Origin of the sequence: Mesorhizobium neociceri, assembly GCF_013520985.1 — a bacterium.
Lineage (GTDB): Bacteria > Pseudomonadota > Alphaproteobacteria > Rhizobiales > Rhizobiaceae > Mesorhizobium > Mesorhizobium neociceri.
The window spans coordinates 1-25,896 of record NZ_JACDTY010000022.1; the positions used below are offsets into that span (position 1 = coordinate 1).

Sequence of the window (25,896 nt, forward strand, 5' to 3'; positions counted from 1 at the left end):
CTCTTTGACGTATCCATGCCAATGCGAATAATCTTATCCACGGACGGTCTCCTTGATTGAGATTTGCAACGACCTCATTCTGGCACATTGCGATGCCGTCGGGGGCCGTCCACCCCAACACGTACTTGAGTACGCTCCGCTCCGGTTCTCGAAAACACCACCAATGACTCGCCAGAGCGAATTTTGAAACGGTCTCTGAGGAGGGTGGTAGCTGCCTGACCTATTCCGCGGGAACCTGCGCCGGCCTAGCGGCAAGCCGCGTCAGCATGGCCTCGGCCTCGGCGCCGCGCTCGGAACGTTCGATGAAGCCGCCGCCGAAGACGCGGGCTTCGTTGCCGTCGTCGGAATAGAGCACGCAGGCCTGTCCCGGCGCGATGCCGGACTCGCCGTCGACCAGTTCGACAAAGGTGCTGCCGGCACGGTGATGCAGCACGGCCGGCCGCGGCGGCCGCGTTGAGCGGACCTTGGCGAACAGCTCCATGCCGGCGGCCGGAATGTCGGACAGCGCGCGATCGCCCAGCCAGTTCATGTTGCGCAGATAGATCTTGTGCGTCTCCAGCGCCTCGCGCGGGCCGACGATGACGCGGGCCCGGTCGGCGTCGAGATGGACGACGTAGAGCGGCTCGCCCGAAGCGATGCCGATGCCGCGGCGCTGGCCGATCGTATAGCGCAATATGCCGTCATGGCGGCCAAGCACGCGGCCGTCGATATGGACGATGTCGCCCGGATTGGCGGCAGCCGGCTTCAGCTTGGCGATGATGTCGGAATACTTGCCCTGCGGCACGAAGCAGATGTCCTGACTGTCCTGCTTGGCGGCGACGGTCAACCCCATCTCTTCGGCGATGGCCCGCACCGCAGGCTTCGACAGGCCGCCGAGCGGAAAGCGCAGATAGTCGATCTGCGCCTGGGTGGTGGCAAACAGGAAATAGCTCTGGTCGCGGTCGGCATCGACCGGTCGGAACAGCGCGCGGTGGGCGCCATTGGCGCCGGAGCGGATATAATGGCCGGTGGCGAGCGCATCGGCGCCAAGGTCCTTGGCGGTGGCCAGCAGATCGGCGAACTTCACCGTCTGGTTGCACGAGACGCAGGGGATCGGCGTTTCGCCGGCGACATAGCTCTCGGCGAACGGGTCGATGACCGCCTTGCGGAAGCGCTCCTCATAGTCGAGCACATAGTGCGGGATGCCCAATGTCTCGGAAACGCGGCGGGCATCGTCAATGTCCTGGCCGGCGCAGCACGAGCCGGCCCGATGCGTTGCCGCGCCGTGGTCGTAGAGCTGCAGCGTGACGCCGACGACATCATAGCCTTCGCGCTTCAAAAGGCCGGCGACGACGGACGAATCGACACCGCCCGACATGGCGACGACGACGCGGGTGTTTTGCGGGCTGGCGGGAAGATCGAGGCTGTTCATGGTTCTTTCGTTCTGCGCGGCGCTTCAATGGCAGTGGCGCGAATATAGGTCAACCACATCGGCGGCGCCAGCTTTGCGGCTGCGCCGATTTGGCGGGAAAATTGCGCGCCTGCCGGCCGTTCACTCAAATGCCGACGAAAAGACTAACGCGGCGTTCATGATCCTTACCTAGTCATTAGGGTTCGCTTAGGCAATTTTTAAAGCTGTGGCGGTAATGTGGTGGGGATTGGGTCTTTGAGTTTTTTGTAGAGAGTACGATGACCGATCTTGTTAGACCGCGAGTCAAATATGTTATCGGGCCTGACGGCAGCCCTCTTACGATTGCCGATCTGCCGCCGACGAATACACGTCGCTGGGTTATCCGGCGTAAGGCGGAAGTGGTTGCTGCGGTGCGCGGCGGGCTTTTGAGCCTCGACGAGGCATGCCAGCGCTACAAGCTGACCACCGAGGAATTCCTGTCCTGGCAAGCGTCGATCGACGAATACGGCCTTGCCGGGCTGCGCACGACGCGCATCCAGCAATACCGGCATTAGAGCCAGGATCTCAACAAAAAAGGGCGCGGTAACCGCGCCCTTTTGCCTGTCGTAATCCTGCTTCAGGCCGTCAGCACCACCTTGCCGATCGGCCTGGTGGCGAGAAAGGCGTGCGCCGCGCCCGCCTGTTCGAGCGGAAAGCTCTTTGCCACGTGGACGGCGAGCTTTCCCGCATCGACCAGTTTGCCAAGCTCAACCAGGCCTTCGCGGTCGGGCACCACAGACATGCGCTCGACGCGGATGTTTCGCGCCGCGGCCTTGGCCCGGGTGGTATCGTGGACGTTGAGCAGCGACACCAGGACGCCACCGTCCTTCAGGACTGTCAGCGATTGGTCGGCATGGTCGCCGCCCATCGGGTCCAGCACCAAATCGAGGTCGCGGACCGCAGCGGTGAAGTCGCCCTTGGTGTAGTCGACAACCTCGTCGGCGCCGAGCAAGCGGACGAAATCGAGTTTTCCCGGGCTGGCGGTGGCGATGACATAGGCGCCGCGCGCCTTGGCGATCTGCACCGCAAGATGCCCAACGCCGCCGCCCGCGGCATGGATCAGCACACGCTGGCCGGGCTTCAGGCCACCATGGCGGACAAGGCCTTGCCAGGCGGTCAGGCCGGCCAGTGGCAGCGCGCCGGCGTGGTTGTGATCGATGCCTTGCGGCTTCGGCGCTATTTCATCGGCCGGGGTGACGGCGAGTTCCGCATAGGCAGCGGCCTGTTTGGGAAAACGCGGCATGCCGAACACTGCGTCACCGACCTTGAGGCCGCCGTTGACGCCTGGGCCCACCGCCTCAACGGTGCCTGAAATATCCCAGCCGAGGGTGAAGGGCGGTTCGCCCAGCAATGGATAATAGCCGGCGCGCACCGAGCCATCGACCGGATTGATGCCGGCTGCGTGCACGCGGACGAGCACTTCGCCTGATTTGGGCGAGGGGGCGGGACGATCGGCGATGACGAGGACGTCGGGTCCGCCGACGGAATTCTGGATAACGGCACGCATGGGAGTCTCTCCTGCTCTGTTGATGCCACTATCATTTGGATAGTAATATCCCCTTGTCTAGTATGTACCTTTTCTATATATAGGCACCTCATGGATAGGGATAATGATTGCGGCTTCGGCTACGATGCCTTCAGGCGGACGTGCCCTTCGCATGCCGTGCTCGAAATGCTGGCCAGCAAATGGGTCTATCTGGTGGTTTGCGCATTGCGCCGCGGCCGGCTTCGCAATGGCGAACTGGCCCGCAAGCTGGAAGGCATCACGCCCAAAATGCTGACGCAGACGCTGCGCATTCTGGAGCGCGACGGGCTGGTGCGGCGCGAAATCTTTCCGGTGATCCCGCCGCGGGTGGAATATGAATTGACCGAACTTGGCCAGAACCTGGCCGAGCTGCTCACACAGATACGGTCATGGTCGGAAGAGCATGTGCCCGACATCAAGGAGGCGCGGGCAAGGGCAGCGGCGAACCAGGAAGCGGAGTTGCAGCCACAGGCCTGAAGCTGCGGCCGCCTCGCGGCCAGATCAGCAGCGCCGGAACCTTTGGTCCGGCAACACTCAAAGCAAAGCGCGGCGTCAGGCGCCGCCGGTTGGATCAGATCCGGTATTCAGCCGATCATCGCGCTGCGGCCGCCCAGTTCCGCGTCACGGATCTTGGTGTCGCGCGATTCCAGCATCTCGGCCTTGGAAAGCTCCGCTTCAGCTTCGCCGAGTAATGATTCGGCAGCGCTTCGCTGCTGGGCGAGGTCGCTTTGCGAGTTTCTGAGGTTGTCGCGGCGCAGACGCGCCGCCTTGGCGAAGGTCGGATAGGCAAAATGGTTGATGTCGGTGATGCCGGCCTTCTTCTCCTCGGCGGAGATCTGAAGCTCCAGTTCAACGGCCATGCGCTCGAACTCGGCGATCATCATGTCGAGCTGCAGCAGCTGCCGCCGCTTCTCATTCACCTGAAATTGTTTCAGCCGAACGAGGTTTTCACGTGACTTCATGATTCGGTACTCCCGGAAACGCACACCTGCACATATCGTCCAATCCGTCCGCCAGGGCCTGGCGCCACCCGTATCCACCGGCATTCCCCGAACTATGGGAAACAAATTCCTAAAGTTTTTCGCCGTTGGTAACCATTCGTTTACGGGCATTGTTAATCATAAGGGCGAGGACTTAAGGCCGGGTAAAAATTCCGGCTCCCGATACGGAAGCCGGCCAGCGAGTCCCTTGAGTCACTTAGTCCAACTTATTAATGTGTTGCATTAGCGATTTGGTTCTGTGATTCATCATTAGATTCAAGAGGGTGTAGAAAGGGGTTAAAAAATCTGGTACCGTCCTGGGTGCGGAATTAGGTTTTGTTAACCATTCGATGGCAGCCTCTGTTCAGGCAATCACTGCTCCGGTCCCGGATGGGTCGTGACATGGTCCGGCGGCAGAAAAGGGGAATGAAATGCGCGTTCTGCTGATAGAAGACGACAGTGCAACCGCTCAGAGCATCGAGCTGATGCTCAAATCCGAAAGTTTTAATGTTTATACGACCGACCTCGGCGAAGAAGGCGTCGATCTCGGTAAACTTTACGATTACGATATCATTCTTCTCGATCTCAACCTTCCCGACATGTCCGGCTACGAAGTTTTGCGGACACTTCGCCTCTCCAAGGTGAAGACGCCAATCCTGATCCTGTCCGGCATGGCTGGCATCGAGGACAAGGTGCGCGGCCTCGGCTTCGGCGCCGACGACTATATGACCAAGCCGTTCCACAAGGACGAGCTGGTCGCCCGCATCCACGCCATCGTGCGCCGCTCCAAGGGCCATGCCCAGTCGGTCATCACCACCGGCGACCTGGTGGTCAATCTCGATGCCAAGACCGTCGAAGTCGGCGGCCAGCGCGTGCATCTGACCGGCAAGGAATACCAGATGCTGGAGCTGCTCTCGCTGCGCAAGGGCACCACGCTGACCAAGGAAATGTTCCTCAACCACCTCTATGGCGGCATGGACGAACCGGAATTGAAGATCATCGACGTCTTCATCTGCAAACTACGCAAGAAGCTCGACGCTGCGTCCGGTGGCCAGAACTACATCGAGACGGTCTGGGGTCGCGGCTATGTGCTGCGCGAGCCGGAAGACATCCGCGTCAGCGCCTGAGCGAACATCATCTGATTGAATTCAATGCAAAAAACCCGGCTCAGGCCGGGTTTTTTGCTGTCCTTTTTGGGCGAGCCGACCCGAATCAGGCGGCGATCTTCAGAGTACGAAAGCGCTCGAGCAGTTGCGGCCGGTTGAACGGCTTCAAGAGATAGCCCTGGGCGCCGGCGCGCTTTGCCTTCATGATCGAGGCGACATCGACCTCGACCAGCGAAATCAGGATCTGTGGCTTGATGGCGCTTTCCATGGCGCGGACCTGGCGGATGAGGTCGACCGCCTGCATGTCGGGCAGGGCGCCGTCGACGACAATCACATCGGGCATCTCGGCAGCGCACATCTCGACCGCGTCCAGTCCGGTGGCCGCTTCGATCACCACCATGTCGGAGCCGCCAAGAATCCGTTTTGCGACCTTCCTGATCACACTTGAATCGTCGACAAACATGCAGCGCTTCATTTCCGGGTCCTCTTTGCCTTGGGGCGAGCCGGCGGCATCCGGGTATCGGGATACACCTTAGGCCGATCCGGTAAAGAAGCCGAAAAGCCGTTAGGTAAAGTTTTTGCAAAAATGTCGTTTGTGCGCGGTCCCGGCGGACGCGCCACCGACGATGAAACTTGGCTGTTCTGAATTTCGGCCAAGGCCGCAAATATCAGTGGCAAAAGATACTTTATTTGTTCTTTGCCGTCGGCCGAGCCGGCAAAGAGCTGCGGATCGTCAGACCGCGGACAGCACGATCTCTTCGGCGGTCGCGTGGATCGAAATCGTCATATTGGCCTCACGCGCCAAGAGCAGCGTGTAATAAGGCTGGACCGAATGGGCGTCGATCGGCTCCTCGGGCTTGTTGCCGGAATGGAGTTCGAGGAATTTCGGCGGCACGCGCAGCATCGGGCCACTGGCGGCAAGCGCAAAGCGCGGTTCGGTATCGAGGTTTTCCAGCGTAACCACAAGCTTACCGCCGCGCGGGATGGCGGCGTTGGCGACGAGCAGCAAATTGAGCAGCAGCTTGACCTTGTTTTTCGGCAGGAGGGCACGAACCCCGTTCCAGACCAGGTCCGGCTTCTCGTTCTTCAGGAAGGCGATGGCGACGGACTCGGCGTCGCCGGTGTCGATCATCATGCCGGCCGAACCGGCGGCGCCAAAGGCGATGCGGGCGAATTGCAGGCGGGCGGAAGCGTTTCTGGCGCTCTGGCGAATCAGCTTCATGGCGTCTTCGTCGGCGCCGCCCTCGTCGAGGAGTTCAAGGCCGTTGTTGATGGCCCCAACCGGCGAAATGATGTCGTGGCAGACGCGGCTGCACAACAGGGCTGCGAGATCGGGTGCGGAGAGAGAGAAAAGCTCGGCCATCGGCGAAAATCCCTGCTAAAAATTCACATCCGGGCGGCCACGCGACCGGCCGTCGCGCCTCACCCACCCGAATCACGCTCTTTCCCCAGCGCTTCTGAATACACAGCGCCTGAGCGTGCAGCAACAAATCCACAATTCTCGTTAGCAAAAATGGCGTGTTTGCACAGGATGGGAGCCCGCGCAGACGGTCAGACAGCCTTCGAACCGCCATGTTCATGTGGAAGGTTAATGGTTGAAAAAGGATTACGGCATAGTTTGCCCGTAACAGTCATCCTTAACGGCCGCCTAAAGAGCCGGACGGGGTGCGAGGCGTCGGCGAAAGTGCTCCCTGACGGAGATTGGAAGCATGGTTTCCCGATTCTACGACCGGACCTTTGTCCGTGTTTTCTTCATGGCGATTGCCCTCATGGGCGCTCTCGCCTTCTCAACCTCTGCGTCGCGGGCGCAGGAATACACCGCTCAGGAGATCGTCGATTCCGGTCACAAGTTCTTCGGCGCGACGTCGGGCGGTCTCGCCACCGTCGTCGAGAAGATTTTTGCCTCCTACGGCCTGCCCAATGGCTATCTGCTCGGCGAAGAGGGTTCCGGCGCGGTGATCGGCGGCCTGACCTACGGTGAAGGCACGCTCTACACCAAGAATGCCGGCGACCATAAGGTGTTCTGGCAAGGTCCGTCGCTCGGCTGGGATTTCGGCGGCGAGGGATCGCGGGTGATGATGCTCGTCTACAATCTTGACGACGTCAGCAATCTCTACAACCGGTTCGGCGGCGTTGCCGGTTCGGCCTATGTCGTGGCCGGCGTTGGCTTCAACGTGCTGCAGAACAACAGGGTCCTGCTGGTGCCGATCCGCACCGGCGTCGGCGCGCGGCTTGGCGTCAATCTCGGCTATCTGAAGCTGACGCAACGGCCGACCTGGAATCCCTTCTGAGTGGGCATATTGATATTCAGGTGATGCCGGCCTGCGAATGGCTGATACCTGCGCTTCCGGTACTCACGGACCAATGTCCGCTCCGTTCCGGTTCTCGGCATCAACCATTCTCGGCTCGGCCTGACCTGAATCTCAACATGGCCTCAGCCCGCGATCATGCCATCGAGCGCATTTTGTGAGGTCACAAGCTAAACCTGACTGCGGCATACTCTTGCCGCAGCGCTGGATTTGCGTCATGCGAACATGGCAAAGTCCAGACTTGGCGGTTGCCGGATAGCGGCCCGCCCGTAACGGGTAGTCACCTTGGTTCAGTCGATCCTGTTCTTCGCCCTCGGCTTTCTGTGCGCCGGCTTTCTGGCGCTGCTGGTTGCGCCGGCCATCTGGCGGCGGGCGGTCGCGCTGACACGCAAGCGTGTCGAGGCGTCGGTGCCGCGAACGCTGGCCGAGATCCAGGCCGACAAGGACAGCTTGCGGGCCGAGTACGCCATGACGACACGTCGGCTCGAAATCAGCGTCAAGACGCTGCGCGAGCAGGCGAATGAGCAACTCGTCGAAATCAGCCGAGGGCACGAGGCGCTGAAAGGCCTGGCGGTTGAGCGCAAGGACAAGAAGCAGGCGCTTACCGAACTGGGTGAAAAAAACGAATTGCTCCTGCATCGCGAGCAGCAACTGCAACAGCTGACGGACAAGCTGGTGCAGGCCGAGCGCATGATGGAAAGGCGCGCGCTCGAGCTGGAAAAGATCGAGCACATGTATGACGACGCCTCCTTCTCCTCCAGCAATCGTCAGATCGAACTGGTGGCGCGCGAATCCGAGCTGGAGAAGCTCGCCAACGACATTTCGGTGCTGCGCGGCCAGCGCAAGGAAGCCGACAAGCGCCATCAAGAGGTCGTCGCCGAAAGCAAGGCCACGCGCGATTCTCTGAAAGCCGAGAAGAAAAGAACCGCCGATCTCGAGAAGAAGCTCGAGCGCCTGCTCGCCACGCTTGCCGATCGCGAGGACAAGCTCGATCGCCGTGAAAAAGAAGTGACCCGGCTTCGTGAACGGGTCAAGGGCGAGGCCGCGGGAAGCGCTGCGGCCACCGTTGATCCGGTCGCTGCCCAGGACAATTCCGCCGCCAGGAACAACGACATGGACAAGGTGCTCGCCAAGCTCGAAGGCGATCGCGAGCGGCTGGAAGCCAGGCTGACGACACTGGCCGGCGAGAACAAGCGACTGAAGACGGAGCTTGGCGGCCCCGAAACCACGAGAAATGGCGACGACAGGCGCAGCGCCGGTGATGCGTTGCGCGAACAGATGAACACGCTGGCGGCAGAGGTCGTCAGCCTGACCGCCAAGCTCGAAGGACCCGATTCGCCGATCACCAAGGCGTTGGCGGCGCCGCAGGAAACGCGATCGGGCACCACCAGCCTCGCCGATCGCGTACGGGCGCTGCAAAAGGCAGATTCGGCGGGCTGAAAGTGGAGGGCGCTGCCGGCGCTTGCGCCTATTGCAGGCCATTCCCATGTTTAGCGTCATGATCGTCTATGGCGTGCTTGTAATCTCGTCGCTCATGCTCTGGCTCTTTCATCCGACGCTTTTTGAGCTGTTGGACGCTGTGGCGCAGCTGTTCGATGCGACGGCAAGAGATCGCGAGGCCACCGGCGCCCCTGTGCCGCTGGCCGACGATATGGAGACCTTCAGGATGGAGGCGGCGCCGAGTGAGATCGGCACCACGCGCGTTGTTCCAAAACCCGTTCAACCTTCGATCAGACTGGCTCTGACCGCCAGCCGAGACGCATTAGCGTGAAAAATGATGCAGCGCGATGGCTGAGGCGGCAGCAACATTCAGGCTGTCGAAGCCTTCAGACATTGCGATCCGCACGGTCCGCAGGCGCGCAAGCAGGCTCTCGGGCAGGCCTTCGCCTTCAGTGCCGAGATAGAGCGCCAGTCGTTTCGGTCTCGCGGCATCGCGAATGTCGGCCTCACCGCGCGGCGACAAAGCGACCTGGCCGAAGCCCAGCTCGTCAAGCTTGGTGATGAAAGCTTCCGTGTCGCCGAAGGACGCAAAGGGAACCTTCAGCGCGGCGCCAACGGAGACGCGGATCGCCTTGCGATACAGCGGGTCGCAACAGGTGCTGTCAACAAACACGGCATCGGCGCCGAAGGCGGCGGCGTTGCGGAAGATCGATCCCATATTGTCGTGGTTGGCGATGCCGACAAGCACGACGATCAACGCGTCCACAGGCAACGTTCCCAGCAAAGCCTCGGCGGGCTGCGGCGTGCCCTTGCTGCCGATCGCCAATATGCCGCGGTGCATGTGGAAGCCGGCGATCCTGTCCATGATGTTGCTTGCCGCCACGTAAACCGGCAGGTCGGCAGGGGCCTTGCGCAGGATGTCGTCGAGCCCGGCCAGCCGGTTTTCGAGAACCAGGATCGACTCCGCGGTAAAGCGTCCAGCCGACAGCAGGACGTCCAGCACCACCTTGCCTTCGGCGACGAACCGGCCATGGCGGCCGGTGAGATCGCGTTCGCGGATGTCGAAATAGGCGGCGACCCGCGGATCGCGCGCGTCGTCGATCTGGATCGGATCCATCAATACCTCGGCCGGCGAAAAATCGTCAGCGAGGTAAGGAGCGATCGGAGCCGCAGGTCAAGTCCCGGCGCGGCGCAGACGCGTTGCCATCTGGGACAAGTCGCCTATCCCGAAAACGCCGTCCAGCATACGCAACAGTTCGCGCACGGCTTCCGACTTGCAGGAATAGTAGATCATCTGCCGATCGCGGCGGGTCTCGACAAGATCGAGCGCCCTGAGCTTGGCCAGATGTTGCGACAAAGCGGACTGACTGAGCACCACCTTTTCGGCGATGGCACCGACCGACATTTCACCGTCGGTCAGATAGCTCATGATCAAAAGCCGCTTTTCGTTGCCCATAAGGGTCAGAAATGTCGCCGCCGATTCGGCATTGGCGATTAATTTGGTCGAGACCATGCCCCATGTTTCCCTGCTCATCCGAACGCTATGGGGGCAAATAGCGTTAGGTGCTATAATTCAGCGATGGATCGCGCTGCTGATTCAGCGTCGTGTGAATCGTAGATGATTTCGCCCAAATCTCAAGACATGCTTTTGATTCATGACGATTATCCTTGCTAACCCTGCGTAGCCGGCGCACGTCCGGCCTTGGCCATGTCGACGAGGACGGGTCGCAGGTCGCGCGCGGTCTTTAATGGTTGCGGAAAATAGACCCGGCAAACGGTGTCGCCCGATGCCAGGTCCATGCCCTCGGCGTCGAAGCCGGTCATGATCCAGCCATCACCTTCGGCCTTGGCGAAATGATGGGCATAGACGGCGATTGCGTCGAGATGGTCGGCATTCATGTGGTCGAGAGCGGACTGTTCGCTGGCGGCCAGCTCGTCGACGATCGGCCCATCGGTGATGAGATCGGCACGGTCGAGCAGATAGGCCTTGCCGAAACCGCCATTGAGGCTGGCGCGCTCGGGCTCGAGGCGAAAGATCGAGAAATCGCCGAGGCTCGAATAGAGCGTTGCCTTGGGATTGCGGTTGAGATAGCGCCGCTCGGCACGGGCATGCGCGCTCGAGCCGCGCTCAAGCGGCTGGGCCCGGCAAACCAGCGTTATCCTGGGGTGCGCCAGCGGATCGCCCTTGCCGGGTTCACCGACCAGTAGCGAGCAGCGCGGATCGGCAAGCATCGCACCGGTGTGGGCCGACAGTGCCGAGATCAGGATCAGGGGCGCGCCGTCGGTATCGGTGGCGACGCCGACCCTGGAGGCCAGCGGCGAGCCAGTTTTGGGTTCGATCACCGCCAGGGCGCCGAAACGGGCGCTGCGGATCAAAGTGTCAGCCAGCCTGACCGCCTCGGCGTCCGTCGCGCGAATGACGTCCTTCTTCGGCTCGTCCAAGATGCTCACCGGGTTAAGTTGATTTTCTTCATCCAGTTATTGGCCAATCATGCCGGATTTGACAAGCGCTTTGATCTCATCCGCCGAAAAGCCGAAGCGCGCCAGCACGATTTGTGGCCGCTGGTCATCATCGTCCGGCATGGTGGCAAGCGCCGGTTGCGAGGCGGAAAAGCGCGGCGCAGGCGCCGGGCGTTCGAGCGTGCCTGTCCTCACAAATGCGTGACGGGCGCGGTTGTGTGGATGATCCCTGGCTTCGGTCAGTGACAGGACCGGTGCGACGCAAGCGTCGCTTCCGGCAAACAATGCATCCCAACCGTCTCGCGTCTTCTGCCTGAAGCGGCCGGCAATGGCGGCGCGCATGTCCGGCCATAGCGCCTTGTCGTATTGGCCGCGGATAAAATGCTCGCCGAGCGGCAGCAGGTTGGCGAATTCGGCGAAAAAGCGCGGTTCGAGGCAACCGACCGCGACGTGGCGTCCGTCCTCGGTCTCATAGGTGTCGTAGAAGGGCGCGCCGGAATCGAGCAGGTTCGCACCGCGCCGGTCGCTCCACAGGCCGGCCGCCATGAAGGTGTGAATGGGCGCCGCCAGCATCGAGGCGCCCTCGACCATCGCCGCGTCGACCACCTGGCCCTTGCCGGAGCGCGAGCGCTCAAACAGCGCCGCGAGCACGCCGGCGATCAGCATCATGGCGCCGCCGCCATTGTCGGCGATCAGGTTCAGTGGCGGCACCGGCCGGCTTTCCTCCCGACCGATGGCATGCAGCACACCGGAATAGGCGAGGTAGGTGATGTCGTGGCCGGAGCGGTCTGCGAGCGGCCCGTCCTGGCCGAAGCCGGTCATGCGGCCGTAGATCAGCGCCGGGTTGCGCGCCAGTGCAGCATCCGGACCGATGCCGAGCCGCTCCATGACACCGGGGCGAAAGCCCTCGACCAGCAGATCGGCTCTCTCGACGAGGCGCAATACCAGCTCGGTGCCTTGTGCTTGCTTGAGGTCGACACGCAGGATGGAGCGGCCGTGCCGGTCGAGATTGTGCTCATCGGAGAGTGGCAGCAGTGGCTGGTCCGAGCCGGTGCGCTCGATGCGCAGCACCTGGGCGCCCATCTCCGATAGCATCAGCCCGGCCAGCGGCACCGGGCCAAGCCCGGCCATCTCGATGACTTTCAGGCCGGCTAGCGGACCGGTTTTCACTGCGGCTGCGTCGGCCGCCATGGCCGTCTATTTCGGCGCCATGCGGATCGCCCCGTCGAGGCGGATGGTCTCGCCGTTGAGCATCTGGTTTTCGACGATATGCAGCGCCAGTGCGGCATATTCCGACGGCTCGCCCAGGCGGGACGGGAAGGGCACAGCCGCGCCAAGCGAATCCTGCACCTCCTGCGGCATGCCGGCCATCATCGGCGTCTTGAAGATGCCGGGCGCGATGGTGCAGACGCGAATGCCGGAGCGCGCGAGATCGCGGGCGACCGGCAGCGTCATGCCGACGACGCCGCCCTTGGATGCGGCGTAGGCGGCCTGGCCAATCTGCCCGTCATAGGCGGCGACCGAAGCGGTGTTGACGATGACGCCGCGCTCGCCGCCCTGCAATGGTTCGAGCTTGGCGGTGCGGTCGGCGACGAGGCGGATCATGTTGAAGGTACCGATCAAATTGATCTCGATCACCTTGCGATACTGGTCGAGCGGATGCGGGCCATCCTTGCCGATGGTCTTCACGCCGATGGCGATGCCGGCGCAATTGACCAGGATGCGTGCGGGTCCAAGCCTTTTTTCCACCTCGGCGACCGCCGCCGCACCGCTGTCGGCGCTGCTCACATCGCACTGGATGGCGGTGCCGCCAATGTCGCCCGCCACCTTCGCCGCCCGGTCGATGCCGATGTCGAAAATGGCGACACGGGCGCCCTTGTCGGCCAGCGCGCGGGCGGTTGCCTCTCCGAGGCCGGAGCCGCCGCCGGTTACGATCGCAATCTGGCCGTTCGGGTTCATGCCGCGTCCTCCCTGCTGTTCCGGATCATGCTACGGAGGTCGCCGCCATGGTGCAACCTGACCGTGGGGGTCAATCGCGACAGGTGCCGGGACGGATCCTGGAGGTCAGGCCATCACCGGCGCGTGCTCGGCAATCCTGGCAAGGCTGGCATGGCCGACCTCGCCAGAGAGCCGCGCCACCGCACCGGGCACGATCTCATGCGACAGCAGCCGGTCGAGGTCGACCGGGCGCGGCATCGAGATCTGGCCGCGCGGGATCTTCCTGAAGCCGAGCGGACCGTAATAAGGCTCGTCGCCGACAAGGATCACCGCCGACGCGCCGGCCTTGGCGGCCGCTTCCAGCGCGATCGCGACCAGCCGGCGGCCGATGCCGAGATTCTTGAAAGTGGGCCGCACGGCAAGCGGTCCAAGCATCAGCGCGCGGCCGGCGCCGGCGGCAATGCGGGTCATCCGCACCGAGGCAACGACGATGTCACCGTCGACGGCGACAAAAGACAGCGAGCGCTCGTGGCCGCCGGCCTCGCGGATCTTGTAGGCGGCCAGCACGAAACGGCCAGGGCCGAAGGCTTCGTCGTTGATGGCTTCGATTTCGGGATCATGCGCCGGGGTTTCCGGCAGGTATTTCACGTCGGCAAGGCTCATGGTCTTCGCGGTCCGATATACGAGGAAGGTTGCTGCAAGCGGCAGCGTTCGCCAGTCAGCGCATCAAGCGCGGGCGCCCTTTCGTCGTCGGTCGAACCGGATCAAGCCAAAATTGAACATGCGGAGTGTCCGCTAGCATCATTTTTCGGCCGCTGCAATCGCCCGTTTTCATCCGGCGTTTCGGACGAGTGACGCTCTGTTCAGCAGATGACGCCTTCGACATTGCCGCGTTACGCCTACATTGGCGAAACGGACGCAAGGAGATTTCGCATGGGATTGCTGGTCGAAGGCAAATGGCAGGATCGCTCGGCCAAGGTCGATAGCGGCGGCAGGTTCATCCGCGCCGAGACGCAGTGGCGCGACTGGATCACGCGTGACGGCGCGCCGGCGCAAGGCCGCACGCGCGGCTTCAAGGCTGAGCCCGGCCGCTATCATCTTTATATCTCGCTCGCCTGTCCGTGGGCGCACCGCACGCTGATCTTTCGCGCACTGAAGAAGCTCGAAGATGTCATCTCGGTTTCGGTCGTGCACCATTTCCTCGGCGCTGACGGCTGGACGTTTCTGGCCGAGGACGGAGCCACCGGCGATACGCTCTACGGTCTCGATTTCCTGCATCAGATCTACACCAAAGCCGATCCCGCCTATTCGGGCCGAGTTTCGGTGCCGGTGCTGTGGGACAAAAAGGAACAGACCATCGTCTCCAACGAATCCGCCGAGATCATCCGCATGCTCAATTCCGCCTTCGACGAATGGGGCGATGCCAGCATCGATTTCTATCCGCCGGCCCTGCGCGGCGAGATCGACAAGGTCAATGCGCTGGTCTATCCGGCTATCAACAATGGCGTCTACCGCGCCGGCTTTGCCACCACGCAAGTGGCCTATGAGGAAGCGTTTGGAGAGCTGTTCTCGGCACTCGACACGCTGGAGGAGAGGCTGTCAAAACAGCGCTATCTCACCGGCGAGCGCATCACCGAGGCGGATTGGCGGTTGTTCACGACGCTGGTGCGATTCGACCCGGTCTATGTCGGCCATTTCAAATGCAATCTGCGCCGCATCGCCGACTATCCGAACCTGTCGAACTATCTGCGCGATCTCTACCAGGTGCCCGGCGTCGCCGGCACGGTGAACCTGCATCACATCAAGACGCATTATTACGGCAGTCACGAAAGCATCAACCCGACACGCATCGTGCCGGTCGGGCCGGAACTGGACTACGGCGCGCCGCATGACCGGGCGCGGTTCAGGAAGGCGGCGTGAATCTGTCCGGTGGCAATCTGTCTATTTGAAGGGTTCTGTATCGAGTTGGATCTGTCTGGCACTGAATGTCTTCAGCATGACCTTGCCGAACCATTTGGAGAAGCCGACTGCATTGAGGCAAAAGCCAAAAGCCGCCAACACGACAAACACTATAATCCAGGCGAGAGCAGGGATGCCGGCGACATCGGGCGCGATGCCGATTGTAATTGAAACCAGCAAACATACCGCTGAAAACATCAACGCTGCTGCTGTTGAAAAGAGCACCATTCTCCAATACTCACCTCGGTTAAAAAGTCTTCCGTTTCGCCGAATGAACACTGAGTAGGCGAAAAATGTTGAAGCAAATATAATGACGAAGCTGGCGGCTGAGTTAACACTGTTCGGAGCAGGTACCAGGAAGCCAAAACCAAGCCATGCCAAGTAAAGTATCACCTGTGTTAAAATATAAATCCCAACATAGGGCCACAGATTTACGGCTTCGGTCCTATCGGATGGCATTCAGTTTTCCCCAGACCTCAGGTGACAATAGCGGCTTGACCCCTCACGACAAGACAAATCGCTGCTCACCAATAGGGCGAAGGTTGTTCGCCTCCAAAAACCTCATTGATCCGCCGCAGCGTTGCCGGCGTCGTGCCTTCCGGCAGACGGTCGAGCGGGAAGAAGCCGGCTTCGGCGATCTCGTGGTCCGGCAGTTTCGGCGCCGTCTGACTGAAGGCCTCGATCACGTAGAAGGCAACGTGGTCGCGGCGGCTGGAGCGGCGGTTGAAATGCATCGATCTCAAGACCGGCGCGGCGGTGAGCGCGATGTTGCCTTCCTCCGCCAATTCCCGCACCAGCGCTTCGCCAAGCGTTTCGCCCACCTCGACGCCACCGCCCGGCAATTGCCAGCCGGGAACGTAGGTATGGTGGATGAGCAAGACGGAGTTCGACGCGCGGTGGTGGATCAGGCCGCGCACGCCAAGCGTCATTGGCCGCCGCAGCAGGAAATAGAGATGGAACAGCCTTGCCCTGAGGCCCGCCCAGCCGGTCTGGCGAAACGCCTGCTCCGGGTCCGATATCGCCATCGCTAGCGAAACCGCGAGTGGACAGGAAACAGTGAGTGGAAAGCGGGGGGCGCGTCGCCTATGAAGGAAGGATGTTCAGGCTCGCACATATTTCCGATGTCCATCTGGGGCCGCTTCCCGGTGTAACCTATCGCGAACTCGCGTCCAAGCGCGTGGTCGGCTACGTCAACTGGCAGCGCAACCGCCGCCGCCATATGCACGACGCCGTCATCGACACCATCGTCGCCGACATGAAAGCGAGCGGTCCCGACCATCTCGCCGTCACCGGCGATCTGGTCAATCTGGCGCTGGATGGTGAGATCGAGATGGCAAAGCACTGGCTGGAGACGCTAGGCCCTCCGGAGGATGTCTCGGTGGTGCCGGGCAATCACGATGCCTATGTGCCAGGCGCCTTCGACAAGGTCTGCCGTTCGTGGGCGGCGTGGATGAGCGGCGACGGCGTGACTGCGCCGATCGACCGCAACACCTTTCCCTATCTGCGCGTGCGCGGCAACGTCGCGCTGATCGGCGTCTCGACGGCGCGTGCCACGGCGCCGTTCATGGCCAACGGCTTCTTCCTCGAAGGCCAGGCGCAACGGCTGGCCTCGGTGCTCGACGCCACCGCCAAACGCGGCCTGTTGCGGGTGATCATGATCCATCATCCGCCGGTGCGTGGCGCGGTCACCCAGCAAAAGCGCCTCTTCGGTATCTCCCGCTTCCACAAGACCGTTCACCGGCACGGCGCTGAGCTTGTGCTGCACGGCCATTCACACCTGCCGTCGCTGTTCTTCATCGGCGGGCGCGGCACCAGGATTCCGGTTGTCGGCGTCGCTGCTGCCGGCCAGTCGCCCGGCGGCAAGAACCCGGCGGCACAGTATAATCTGCTCGACATGGACGGCGAAAAGGGCAGCTGGCGGATCCGGCTGACGCGTCGCGGCCTGACCGGACCGGCCATACCGCCCTCCGACCTCCAGGTGGTGGAACTCGGCGTGGATGCCGAGGCATCCAAACCGCTGGTCAAAAGCTGATTTTCATCGTCATCAAGCGATCCCAGAACAGCGCGGCCGCCACCGCCAGCCCCACCAGCGCGCCAGCGGCGATCAGGCCGAGGCCGGACAGGAAGGTCGACCAGCGCTTGCCGGGCGCGGTTGCTTGCAAGGGTGGTTCGGCTTCCCGCACGGTGGCGCGGTTCAGGCCGGCAACGGCCGGCTCGACGCCGCCCTCCATCATACGCTGACGCTCGACGATGCGCTCCGCCACATAGCGCGTGACCTGATCGGCAACCGGTTTCATATCGGTCGATTCGGCCAACACCACGCGGCCGATGCGGGTATCCCTGAGGAAGCGGTAGGTGCGGCGGTCGCGCCCCATGGCGACATGGCTGACGGCGTCGATCCACAGCCGCGGCTGCAGGCCCGACGAGAGTACGAAGTCGAAATTGTCCATGTCGGCGGGCACGTCGGCAAAGACTGGGGTGAGTTCGGCGGCAAGCAGATCAAGCCGCATCCGGTGCGCCTCGCGCATGTCGACCACGACATCGTCGCGATCGGCGAAGGCGTTCTTTACGTCGCGAACGGCATCGGACAGTTTGCGCGACGGGGTTAAAGAGGTGAACTGCTCGTCAGGGTCCTTCATTATCCCTCGCTAATATGGTTAATAGCGAGTTAACACAGCCGCCCGCAAAATGCACTGGCGAGATGCCTAGTGAGGTTCAGCTCGCCGCGGCGTCGAGTGTCGGACGCAGGCGCCTGCCGCGGCGTGCCATGTTCCGGCGGACGGCCTGGGCGACCACCTCAGGCACTTCTTCGACCAGCATATGGCCGGCATCCAGCACGTGATGGATATGAAAATGCGCCGGCAGGCCATCAGCCTGGGTAACGGGCAGCACCGGATCGTCGGTTCCCCAAACCACCATTACCGGCATGTCGAGCGTGTCGAGTTGTTCGCGCGGGATGACGCCCTGCCGCTCATCCTTGGTCATGACGGCTGATATCTCGATCAGCTTGCGCAGCTGGCCGGGGCGACGGCGCACTTCCGCCAGCACGCCAACGATGCGTTCGGGCGGCGGGCTTTGCGGCCCCGACATGGCGGCAAGGCAGGCGCGAATTTCTCGTCTGTCGGCCGCTGCGGCGCAGCGGCGCAACAGCGGTCCGTTGATCTCAGGGCCAAAACCGCCCGGCGCCAGAAGCGTCAGCGAGGCTATTGTTTCGGGCTCGGCCAATGCCATCAGAGCAGCGACCGCACCGCCCATCGAATGGCCGGCGACATGCGCCCTTGCTATGCCGCGCGCGGCCAGATCGGCGAGGACCGCTCGAGCCGCCGTCCTGGCGGGACCGCCGCCCGGAAAATCGAGAGACAGTCCGTGTCCCGGCAGATCGTAGGCCAATGTCCTGATGTCAGGCGCCAGTGCCGAGGTCACCTCGCGCCAGATGTCGTGGCAACCGCCGAAGCCATGCAGCAGGACGACCGTCTTCGGCCCGACGCCCCGCTCGGCAACATAGAGGGATGAGACCATGAAAAAATGTATGATTATTGCAAGATCGGACAGGAAATTTTGAATTGAGGCTGGATTGCGCCCAGTCCAGACCGATGGCCAGTAAAATTTTCGCGATCTGGAAAGATCAGCTCGCGTTGCCGAGGCCCGCGGCGCGCAGCGCCTCGACCAGCCGGTCCGTCAGATCCGGCGGATATTTACGCTCGGCGTAAGCCGCACGCGGGTCAGCGGCGAATTTCGGGAATTTGGTGGTCAGCTCATCCAGAAGCTTGGCCGCCAGCTGCTCGCGGCCGGCAGCCTTGGCGCCGATCAGCCGTGCCGCCAGATAATGCGATTTCATTGCCGTCGTGCGCAGCGACTCGCTGGCGATCGCGGCCTTGTTCATATCGCCCAGCATGAACTGTCCGGCGAAGAGCCCGTAATCCCACCAAGTCGGGTGGCCGCTGAACGTCTCGACGGCATGAGTCAGGATCGGTGTTCCCTCGGCATACTTGCCGGCGAAGATCAGGCCATAGCCGTAAGCGGCAGCCATGCTGAGGTCGTAGGGGTTGAGCTCATAGGCCTTGCGCATCCAGCGGATCGCTTCCTCGGTGTTGCCGAGGCGCGAGTACAGGTAACCGTATGCGCGGTGCGCGTAGGGGCTGGTCGGCCCCATCTGGATGGCGCGATGGGCAAAAGACATCGCTTGTTCGACCGTCGCGTCAGGCGGATAGGCGTAGTGATCGGTCGCAGCCTCGAGATGGAGCGATGCCAGTTCCGAATAAACGAGCGACGATTTTGCGCCTTGGCTGGCAAGGTTTTCCAGACAACGATAGGCGGCCTCGTGGGTCTTGGTGCTCTGGTCAAGATAATATCTGTCGTTGAGGATCAGGCACCTCGTCAGCCCGGTCTGAATGCCGTTCTGTTCAATGTAGCTGTAGAGCGGGCCGGCGGCGGGAATGGTCGAACTGAGGATGGTGGCAATACGATCCTCGACGGCACCAGGCGCGGTGTCGCCGGCCGTCAGATTGCGCGACAAAAGCACGCGGCCGGTCGCCACGCTCTGCAGCTCGAGCGTCACGTCACCTGCCATGGGTCCCGGCAGGACATCGAAAACGAAGCTGGTCGGGTCGGTGCTCGGGTCGCGCTTGCTGTCGGCGTCGCGGCCGATGAAGTCGATGGTGTCGAAACCGGCAAGACCGGCGCGCAGCGAGGCGGCGACGCGGCCTGCCTCGGGGCCGGTGGCCTTCACGGCGATGTACACGAGGGGCAGGGCCTCCATCGTCGGCGATGCGATGCTGCTCGTCGCGCCCGCGGTCTCGACCGCCGCCGCCGGATCGCTGCTGGCAAGCAGTGCGCCGCTGCCCTGGCGCAGAATGAGCACGCCCAGCATGAGGATGACCAGCGTCATGGCGACCCAGAAGAACTGGAGATGGCGCGCCAGCGAAGGTCCTGGTTCTGTAACCACCGAAGCTGTCGCGGGGAGCGCGGCAGGAGCCGCCTGGTCAGGCGATCCGGGCAAGGCGGCTACCGCCTGCGCCAGCGCCACCGGCTCCTGCCCCACCGGCAGGCGTATGGCGTTGAGTTCATAGGACGGCACATAGCCGCCGCGCGGAATGGCGATGCGGACCGGTTCGGCTACGCCTTCATTGGCGAAATAATGCTGGAGAAGTTCGCGCAGCCGGCCTGCCTGCACCCTGACCACGGCGTCGGTCGACGAATCGAAATCGCCGTCCTTGCCGAAGACGTCCATGGCGATGGAGAAACCCTTGAGTCTGTCAGCTTCGCCGGCTTGCTCGCGCTCCACAAGGTAGCGCAGCAACTTGCGTGCACGCTCGGAACGTCCGAACGTTTCGCTGGCGAGCAGTCGCTCCAGTGTCTCGCGCACTGCGGGGGCGGCAGGCGTGGCATGCTGCAAGTGTCGATCCTCTCGAAGTCGGCACAGGTTAAGGCGCGATAATATAGCGCCTGCACTTCCATACAAGCATGCTTATGTTATGCGATCGCGTACCGCACCGGATAATTGCGGATGGTTAACACGAAAAAATCGGAATTTCCCCCGGCAAATGGGGGATTTCCGGGCGCCGCTGAGATACGACGCCCGGGAAGAGATCAGCTGGTCTTGCGGCCGATTATCCGGTTGGCGGCCGAAACCACGGCTTCCAGCGAGGCGGCGACGATGTTGGTGTTGATGCCGGCGCCGAACAGCTTGCCGCCGAGATATTCCATCTCGACATAGGAGATCGCCGAGGCGTTCGAGCCGCGCTGGAGCGAATGTTCGGAATAATCAAGCACCGACATGTCGACGCCGACATGGCGCGACAGCGCATCGACGAAGCCGTCGATCGGGCCGGTGCCGGAGCCGGTAATGGTCGTCTCCTTGCCGTTGTCGAGGATCACCGCCTCGACCACGCGCCGGCCCTTTATCTCGGTATCGGGATAGGTGTGGTGGTCAAGGAACTTGAGCCGACCGTCGGGCTGGTCGACATAGGTATCGAGGAAGCGGTCGTGGATGCGCTTTGCCGGCACTTCCTTGCCTTCCGCGTCGGTGATGGCCTGGATCTCCTGGCTGAACTCGATCTGCAGATTGCGCGGCAGATTGAGGCCGTAATCGGCCTGCAGCACGTAGGCGATGCCGCCTTTGCCGGACTGCGAGTTGATGCGGATGATCGCCTCGTAGCTGCGCCCGACATCGGCCGGGTCGATCGGCAGATAGGGCACTTCCCACACCGGCGTGTTGGCCTTCTTCAAGGCCTTCATGCCCTTGTTGATGGCGTCCTGGTGCGAGCCGGAAAAGGCGGTGTAGACGAGCTCGCCGACATAGGGGTGGCGCTCGGGGATCTTCAGCTGGTTGGAATATTCGTAGACGTCCTTCATCCGGTTGATGTCGGAGCAATCCAGATGCGGATCGACGCCTTGGGTGTACATGTTGAGCGCCAGGGTGACGATGTCGACATTGCCGGTGCGCTCGCCATTGCCGAACAGCGTGCCTTCGACGCGGTCCGCGCCCGCCATCAGGCCGAGCTCGGTGGTGGCGACGCCGGTGCCGCGATCATTGTGCGGGTGCAGCGATATCAACAGGTTCTCGCGGTTGTCGAGGTTGCGGCACATCCATTCGATGCGGTCGGCGTAGATGTTGGGCGTCGACATCTCGACGGTCGAGGGCAGGTTGATGATCAACTTGTTGTCGGGCGTCGGCTTCACGATCTCGGTGACGGCGTTGCAGATCTCCAGCGCCACTTCGAGTTCGGTGCCGGTAAAGCTCTCCGGCGAATATTCGAAGCGATAGCCGCCGCCGGCCTTAGCCGCCATGTCGGTGATCATCTTGGCCGCATCGGTGGCGATGCGCTTGATGCCGCCGACGTCTTTCTCGAAGACGACGCGGCGCTGCAACTCACTGGTCGAATTGTAGAAATGCACGATCGGATTGGTGGCGCCCTTCAGCGCCTCGAAGGTGCGGGTGATGAGTTCGGGACGGCACTGCACCAGCACCTGCAGCGAGACATCGGCCGGCACATTGCCTTGTTCGATGCACCAACGGGCGAAATCGAAGTCGGTCTGCGAGGCCGAAGGGAAACCGATCTCGATCTCCTTGAAGCCCATGTCGAGCAGCAGGCCGAACATGCGCGCCTTGCGCTCATGGCCCATCGGATCGATCAGCGCCTGGTTGCCGTCGCGCAAATCGACCGAGCACCAGATCGGCGCCTTGTCGATGACCTTGTTGGGCCAGGTGCGGTCGGTGAGGCCGACGGTCGGATAGGGTTGGTATTTGCGGGCGGCGTCCGGCATGTGGCCGGCCGCGCGTTTCACGCTTTCGGCTTCGCCGGATCGGATCTCTTCTCGTGCGTTCATCGTCTTGTTCTCCCGGCGGCTCACGGATCAGTCTTCAGACGGATTGGTGGCGAGCAGCGCCTTACCAGATTTTCGTTCGCTTGATGTGAAGTGCCAATTTTAAACTGGCCAAGGAGCGTGCGCGTAAGCGGCGGTTCGACCGCCGGGCGCTCCTTCAGCGAACCCGGCGATCGCCGATAAGGCCGAGAAGAAGCAGGGTCGATGCCAGCGCGCGCACGGTCTCGCCGGCAAAGCCGGTCGGACGGGAAGCGACGGAGGAGGCGCGCGTGTTCATGGCGGGTTTCATACAGGAGCGACCATGGACAGGCAAGTGGGCTCCCATTTCCAGCCTTCCCGAGCACTCTTCCCCATGCGCGGCAAATGCGCCAAACTTGCGTGTGGCCGAGGCGGCAATGCTTCGCCATCGGGAGGGGTACCTTATGAATTTCGTTTTCTTCTCGCCGCATTTTCCCGCCAACGGCGCCGATTTCTGCGACCGGCTGAAGAAGGCCGGCGCCACGGTGCTGGGCATTGGCGATGCGCCTTTCGATGCGCTGGACAGCAAGCTGAAGGCGGCAATGTCGGAGTATTACCGCATTGCCGATATGGAGGATTACGATCCGGTGTTCCGGGCGATGGGCCATTTCATCCATAAATGGGGCCGCATCGACCGCTTCGAGTCGCTCAACGAGCATTGGCTGGAGCTCGAGGCCAACATCCGCACCGACTTCAACATCTACGGCACCAAGCTCGATTTCGTGAAGAATCTGAAGCGCAAGAGCCGCATGCGCGCCTTCTTCCGCAAGAGCGGCGTCGACACTATCGCGCAGCGCAAATGCTCCGACCGGGCAGGCGCCATGACCTTTATCCGCCGCGTCGGCTATCCCGTGGTGGTGAAGCCCGATTCCGGCTCGGGTGCGTCCAATACCTTCAAGATATCGAACGCGAAGGAGCTCGATCAGTTCTTCCGGGACAAGCCCGAGGACGTGACCTTCGTCATGGAGCAGTTCATCGAGGGCCTGGTGGTCACCTTCGACGGGTTGGTCAACCGTGACGGCGAGGTGGTGCTTGCTGCCAGCCACCGTTACGACCAGAGCGTCATGGAGGTGGTCAACAAGGACCGCCACATGAGCTACACCTGCTTTCCCAGGATCTCGCCGGCGGTGGAGGAGGCAGGCAGGAAAATCCTGAAGGCGTTCGACGTGCGCGAGCGCTTCTTCCACATCGAGCTGTTCGAAACCAAGGACGACCGCGTTATCGCGCTGGAGGTCAACATGCGGCCGCCCGGCGCCTGGATGACCGATGCGATCAACTACACGTTCGACATCGACGTCTATGCGGCCTGGGCCGACATGGTGGTGAAGGATGCCGCTGGCGGACCCTATGAGGGGAAGTATTTCACCGCCTATGCCAGCCGCAAGCAGCACCTCCACTATTTGCACAGCCATGAGGACGTGCTAGCCGCGCATCGCGACAAGATCGTCCACCATCAGCCGATAGAAAAGGTTTTCAGCCGCGCCATGGGAAATTACGCCTACCAGATGCGCTCGAAGGATGAAGCAGCGCTGCGCGCGGCCGTCGCCTATATCCACGCTGAAAGGGCGTGAGGCGATGGACATTTCCTATCACAAGCATTTCGCCCGCAATCTCGGTCGCGACATGGAATACAAGCGCTACGGCCATGCCGGCCGGCCGGTGGTGGTGTTCCCGACCTCGCAGGGGCGGTTCTACCAGTTCGAGGATTCCGGCGGGGTAGGCGCACTGGCCGAATTCATCGACACCGGCCGTATCCAGCTGTTTGCGGTCGACGGCATCGATTCAGAATCCTTCTTCAACAAGCATGCCGACGCCGCCCACCGCATCGGCCGCCACGAGGCCTATTTCCGTTATGTGCGCGAGGAGGCGCTGCCGGAGTTCCTCGCCACGGCGACGCAAGCCAATGGCGGGCGCAAGCTCAAGCCGCTGTTCACCGGCTGCTCCATGGGCGGCTACCATTCCTCGAACTTCGTCTTCCGCTTTCCCGAGCTTGCCAGCGGCGTCATCGCGCTGTCGGGCGTTTATTCGGCGCGCGATTTCTTCGGCAAGGCGCTGGAAGGCGACATCTTCTACAACTCGCCGCTCGACTATCTGCCCGGCATTGTCGACCCCAAGCTGCTGGCACGGCTGAAGGCGCTGAGGATGATCTTCTGCTGCGGGCAGGGCGCCTGGGAAGAGCGCATGCTGGTCGAGACGCGCAGGCTGGAACAGATCCTGCGCGACAAATCCATTCCCGCCTGGGTCGACTATTGGGGCGGCGACGTCAGCCATGACTGGCCGTGGTGGCACAAGCAGCTGGTCTATTTCTTTGGCCGTTGGCTGGATGATGATCTGATGCACCGGCTCGACTGATGCCCACACCCGAACCCATCCGCCGTTTCGTCGAAGCCACCAATGAAGGTGACACCGAGGCGTTTCTCGACACGTTCACAGCCGATGCATCCTTGACCGACTGGGGACGGTCCTTCCATGGCCGCGAGCAGATCGCGCGCTGGGCGTGAAGTCCAATCTCCGCATTGTTCGCATCGCGGTGATCGATGGCAGCTACCACGTCCGCATCGCCGTCAAAGGCAACGGCTTCAACGGCGAAGGGGACATGACATTCGTGCTGGACGGCGACCGCATCTCAAGCCTGGTGATCGCCTGAGCACCACTGGCGCCGGGGCTCAGACCTCGTTGCCGTGAGGAGCGAGCAGTCTTGCGATCTCGCGAGTGGCCGATGCCGCGTGCTGTCGCACCGTCACCAGGTCGCGGGTGCTGTAACTCGTCGCCACATAGGGCACGGTCAGGACGGCAACGGAATCTCCGTGCGGACCCAGGATGGGAAATGCGAGGTCGGTAATCCCCGGCTGCATGCCATCGGCGACCTCCTCGAAGCCCTTGTGGCGCGTCGCCGCAAGCGTGGCTCTGAAGGTCGCATGGGTGGAAGGGGCTCGGGTTGCGAGCCACCGGTCGATGGTTTCGCTGGGCTGGAATGCCATCAGCGCGTGGCCCGTAGCGGTCTCGAACAAAGGGAATTCGGCGCCGACGCGAACACGGAATCCGAATGGTGCCGGACTTTCAACCTGGGCCAGAATGAGGATACGTCCGGCATTGTGGATGCCGAGATTGCACGATTGCTGGATTTCGTCGGACAGGCGGCGCATCTGTGGAAGCGCGACCTGGACGAGGCCGCGCAGCGGCTCATGCCGATGCGCGAGTTCGAACATCATGATCGACAGGAAATATAGCCCGGCAGGCCTGTCGCGATAAATATAGCCGCGTGCCTCGAGTGCCTGCAACACGCGGTAGATTTGATGGATCGAGCGCCCGACGGCTTCGGATATTTGCCCCTGGCTCAGGCCTTCCTTCTGGTTCGCCAGCAACTCGATGACATCAAGCGCCTTTTCCAGCGCCGGCACTGAAT

Annotated in this window: 31 protein-coding genes; 13 read left to right on the forward strand and 18 right to left on the reverse strand. The window is 62.2% G+C overall.

Going from position 1 to position 25,896, the window contains the following annotated elements; translation table 11 throughout:
• Positions 1-220: 220 nt before the first annotated feature.
• On the reverse strand, positions 221-1,411 hold the full coding sequence (mnmA, locus tag H0241_RS29330; protein ID WP_181061261.1) for a tRNA 2-thiouridine(34) synthase MnmA: 1,191 nt from the start codon (positions 1,409-1,411) through the stop codon (positions 221-223).
• Here mnmA and H0241_RS29335 point away from each other — a divergent pair.
• Together H0241_RS29335 and sciP are read left to right on the forward strand one after the other, a co-directional pair.
• A complete protein-coding gene (locus tag H0241_RS29335) occupies positions 1,410-1,583 on the forward strand; it encodes a hypothetical protein (RefSeq protein WP_181061262.1) in 174 nt (57 codons plus the stop codon). The two genes, mnmA and H0241_RS29335, sit on opposite strands and share 2 nt — an antisense overlap.
• An 85-nt stretch (positions 1,584-1,668) precedes the next feature.
• The gene (gene sciP, locus H0241_RS29340) at positions 1,669-1,944 is read left to right on the forward strand and encodes a CtrA inhibitor SciP (protein ID WP_013529904.1); all 276 of its coding nucleotides are present in this window, start codon (positions 1,669-1,671) and stop codon (positions 1,942-1,944) included.
• Positions 1,945-2,006: 62 nt separating this feature from the next.
• On the opposite strand, the gene H0241_RS29345 is transcribed toward sciP, so the two are convergent.
• Entirely contained in the window at positions 2,007-2,936 is a 930-nt protein-coding gene (locus H0241_RS29345) for an NADP-dependent oxidoreductase (protein WP_181061263.1), read from the reverse strand.
• Between the two features lie 90 nt (positions 2,937-3,026).
• Here H0241_RS29345 and H0241_RS29350 point away from each other — a divergent pair, with 90 nt between their 5' ends.
• The gene (locus tag H0241_RS29350; RefSeq protein WP_181061264.1) at positions 3,027-3,431 is read left to right on the forward strand and encodes a winged helix-turn-helix transcriptional regulator; all 405 of its coding nucleotides are present in this window, start codon (positions 3,027-3,029) and stop codon (positions 3,429-3,431) included.
• A 107-nt stretch (positions 3,432-3,538) separates the two neighbouring features.
• Here the strand turns inward: H0241_RS29350 and H0241_RS29355 are convergent, their stop codons facing one another.
• Positions 3,539-3,916, reverse strand: a complete 378-nt coding sequence (locus tag H0241_RS29355; protein WP_181061346.1) for a flagellar export protein FliJ — start codon at positions 3,914-3,916, stop codon at positions 3,539-3,541.
• Positions 3,917-4,365: 449 nt separating this feature from the next.
• Between H0241_RS29355 and ctrA the strand changes: the two genes are divergently transcribed.
• Positions 4,366-5,061: a response regulator transcription factor CtrA gene (gene ctrA / locus H0241_RS29360; protein ID WP_006203583.1), complete on the forward strand. Its 696-nt coding sequence runs from the start codon at positions 4,366-4,368 to the stop codon at positions 5,059-5,061.
• Positions 5,062-5,146: 85 nt separating this feature from the next.
• Here ctrA and H0241_RS29365 read toward each other — a convergent pair whose 3' ends face one another.
• On the reverse strand, positions 5,147-5,515 hold the full coding sequence (locus H0241_RS29365) for a response regulator transcription factor (protein WP_181061265.1): 369 nt from the start codon (positions 5,513-5,515) through the stop codon (positions 5,147-5,149).
• Positions 5,516-5,773: 258 nt separating this feature from the next.
• A complete protein-coding gene (gene chpT, locus H0241_RS29370) occupies positions 5,774-6,403 on the reverse strand; it encodes a histidine phosphotransferase ChpT (protein WP_181061266.1) in 630 nt (209 codons plus the stop codon).
• A gap of 391 nt (positions 6,404-6,794) precedes the next feature.
• Here chpT and H0241_RS29375 point away from each other — a divergent pair, with 391 nt between their 5' ends.
• The 3 genes from H0241_RS29375 to H0241_RS29385 all read left to right on the forward strand — a co-directional run bounded on the left by H0241_RS29375 (position 6,795) and on the right by H0241_RS29385 (position 9,120).
• Positions 6,795-7,331 carry a DUF1134 domain-containing protein gene (locus H0241_RS29375; RefSeq protein ID WP_235984549.1) on the forward strand — a complete coding sequence of 179 codons (537 nt, stop codon included), beginning with the start codon at positions 6,795-6,797 and terminating at the stop codon, positions 7,329-7,331.
• A gap of 303 nt (positions 7,332-7,634) precedes the next feature.
• A complete protein-coding gene (locus H0241_RS29380) occupies positions 7,635-8,789 on the forward strand; it encodes a coiled-coil domain-containing protein (RefSeq protein ID WP_181061268.1) in 1,155 nt (384 codons plus the stop codon).
• 58 nt (positions 8,790-8,847) lie between these two features.
• The gene (locus tag H0241_RS29385; protein ID WP_181061269.1) at positions 8,848-9,120 is read left to right on the forward strand and encodes a hypothetical protein; all 273 of its coding nucleotides are present in this window, start codon (positions 8,848-8,850) and stop codon (positions 9,118-9,120) included.
• On the opposite strand, the gene H0241_RS29390 is transcribed toward H0241_RS29385, so the two are convergent.
• The 6 genes from H0241_RS29390 to H0241_RS29415 all read right to left on the reverse strand — a co-directional run bounded on the left by H0241_RS29390 (position 9,112) and on the right by H0241_RS29415 (position 13,850).
• A complete protein-coding gene (locus H0241_RS29390; protein WP_181061270.1) occupies positions 9,112-9,906 on the reverse strand; it encodes a TrmH family RNA methyltransferase in 795 nt (264 codons plus the stop codon). The two genes, H0241_RS29385 and H0241_RS29390, sit on opposite strands and share 9 nt — an antisense overlap.
• A gap of 57 nt (positions 9,907-9,963) precedes the next feature.
• Positions 9,964-10,302, reverse strand: a complete 339-nt coding sequence (locus H0241_RS29395) for an ArsR/SmtB family transcription factor (protein WP_181061271.1) — start codon at positions 10,300-10,302, stop codon at positions 9,964-9,966.
• Between the two features lie 158 nt (positions 10,303-10,460).
• Positions 10,461-11,231, reverse strand: coding sequence for a HugZ family pyridoxamine 5'-phosphate oxidase (locus tag H0241_RS29400; RefSeq protein ID WP_181061272.1), 771 nt, complete (start codon positions 11,229-11,231; stop codon positions 10,461-10,463).
• Between the two features lie 36 nt (positions 11,232-11,267).
• Positions 11,268-12,440 (reverse strand): CaiB/BaiF CoA transferase family protein, encoded by a 1,173-nt coding sequence (locus H0241_RS29405; RefSeq protein ID WP_181061273.1) that lies wholly within the window; start codon positions 12,438-12,440, stop codon positions 11,268-11,270.
• Positions 12,441-12,446: 6 nt separating this feature from the next.
• Complete coding sequence (locus H0241_RS29410; protein WP_181061274.1) at positions 12,447-13,208, reverse strand: 3-hydroxyacyl-CoA dehydrogenase; 762 nt, start codon at positions 13,206-13,208, stop codon at positions 12,447-12,449.
• A 105-nt stretch (positions 13,209-13,313) separates the two neighbouring features.
• Entirely contained in the window at positions 13,314-13,850 is a 537-nt protein-coding gene (locus H0241_RS29415; RefSeq protein WP_181061275.1) for a GNAT family N-acetyltransferase, read from the reverse strand.
• Positions 13,851-14,120: 270 nt separating this feature from the next.
• Here H0241_RS29415 and H0241_RS29420 point away from each other — a divergent pair, with 270 nt between their 5' ends.
• Positions 14,121-15,107 (forward strand): glutathione S-transferase family protein, encoded by a 987-nt coding sequence (locus H0241_RS29420; RefSeq protein WP_181061276.1) that lies wholly within the window; start codon positions 14,121-14,123, stop codon positions 15,105-15,107.
• Between the two features lie 21 nt (positions 15,108-15,128).
• Here H0241_RS29420 and H0241_RS29425 read toward each other — a convergent pair whose 3' ends face one another.
• Positions 15,129-15,605: an ABZJ_00895 family protein gene (locus H0241_RS29425; RefSeq protein WP_181061277.1), complete on the reverse strand. Its 477-nt coding sequence runs from the start codon at positions 15,603-15,605 to the stop codon at positions 15,129-15,131.
• Positions 15,606-15,670: 65 nt separating this feature from the next.
• Positions 15,671-16,171, reverse strand: a complete 501-nt coding sequence (locus tag H0241_RS29430) for an NUDIX domain-containing protein (protein ID WP_181061278.1) — start codon at positions 16,169-16,171, stop codon at positions 15,671-15,673.
• A 71-nt stretch (positions 16,172-16,242) separates the two neighbouring features.
• Between H0241_RS29430 and H0241_RS29435 the strand changes: the two genes are divergently transcribed.
• Positions 16,243-17,178, forward strand: coding sequence for a metallophosphoesterase family protein (locus H0241_RS29435; RefSeq protein ID WP_181061279.1), 936 nt, complete (start codon positions 16,243-16,245; stop codon positions 17,176-17,178).
• On the opposite strand, the gene H0241_RS29440 is transcribed toward H0241_RS29435, so the two are convergent.
• The 4 genes from H0241_RS29440 to leuA form a co-directional block, all read right to left on the reverse strand.
• A complete protein-coding gene (locus tag H0241_RS29440) occupies positions 17,168-17,785 on the reverse strand; it encodes a hypothetical protein (protein WP_181061280.1) in 618 nt (205 codons plus the stop codon). The two genes, H0241_RS29435 and H0241_RS29440, sit on opposite strands and share 11 nt — an antisense overlap.
• Positions 17,786-17,861: 76 nt before the next feature.
• Positions 17,862-18,665, reverse strand: a complete 804-nt coding sequence (locus H0241_RS29445; protein WP_181061281.1) for an alpha/beta fold hydrolase — start codon at positions 18,663-18,665, stop codon at positions 17,862-17,864.
• A 106-nt stretch (positions 18,666-18,771) separates the two neighbouring features.
• The gene (locus tag H0241_RS29450) at positions 18,772-20,541 is read right to left on the reverse strand and encodes a tetratricopeptide repeat protein (RefSeq protein WP_181061282.1); all 1,770 of its coding nucleotides are present in this window, start codon (positions 20,539-20,541) and stop codon (positions 18,772-18,774) included.
• Positions 20,542-20,735: 194 nt separating this feature from the next.
• Positions 20,736-22,475, reverse strand: a complete 1,740-nt coding sequence (leuA, locus tag H0241_RS29455) for a 2-isopropylmalate synthase (RefSeq protein WP_181061283.1) — start codon at positions 22,473-22,475, stop codon at positions 20,736-20,738.
• 419 nt (positions 22,476-22,894) lie between these two features.
• Here leuA and H0241_RS29460 point away from each other — a divergent pair, with 419 nt between their 5' ends.
• The 4 genes from H0241_RS29460 to H0241_RS35865 are packed head-to-tail and all read left to right on the forward strand — an operon-like array spanning position 22,895 to position 25,137.
• Positions 22,895-24,061: an ATP-grasp domain-containing protein gene (locus H0241_RS29460; protein ID WP_181061284.1), complete on the forward strand. Its 1,167-nt coding sequence runs from the start codon at positions 22,895-22,897 to the stop codon at positions 24,059-24,061.
• Positions 24,062-24,065: 4 nt separating this feature from the next.
• On the forward strand, positions 24,066-24,842 hold the full coding sequence (locus tag H0241_RS29465; RefSeq protein WP_181061285.1) for an esterase family protein: 777 nt from the start codon (positions 24,066-24,068) through the stop codon (positions 24,840-24,842).
• Positions 24,842-24,991: a nuclear transport factor 2 family protein gene (locus H0241_RS35860; protein WP_235984544.1), complete on the forward strand. Its 150-nt coding sequence runs from the start codon at positions 24,842-24,844 to the stop codon at positions 24,989-24,991. Before H0241_RS29465 ends, H0241_RS35860 begins: the two co-directional genes overlap by 1 nt.
• Positions 24,988-25,137, forward strand: coding sequence for a hypothetical protein (locus H0241_RS35865; RefSeq protein WP_235984545.1), 150 nt, complete (start codon positions 24,988-24,990; stop codon positions 25,135-25,137). The genes H0241_RS35860 and H0241_RS35865 overlap by 4 nt, the downstream gene beginning before the upstream one ends.
• Positions 25,138-25,156: 19 nt before the next feature.
• Here the strand turns inward: H0241_RS35865 and H0241_RS29475 are convergent, their stop codons facing one another.
• On the reverse strand, positions 25,157-25,891 hold the full coding sequence (locus H0241_RS29475; RefSeq protein ID WP_210285125.1) for an IclR family transcriptional regulator: 735 nt from the start codon (positions 25,889-25,891) through the stop codon (positions 25,157-25,159).
• Between the last annotated feature and the right edge of the window lie 5 nt (positions 25,892-25,896).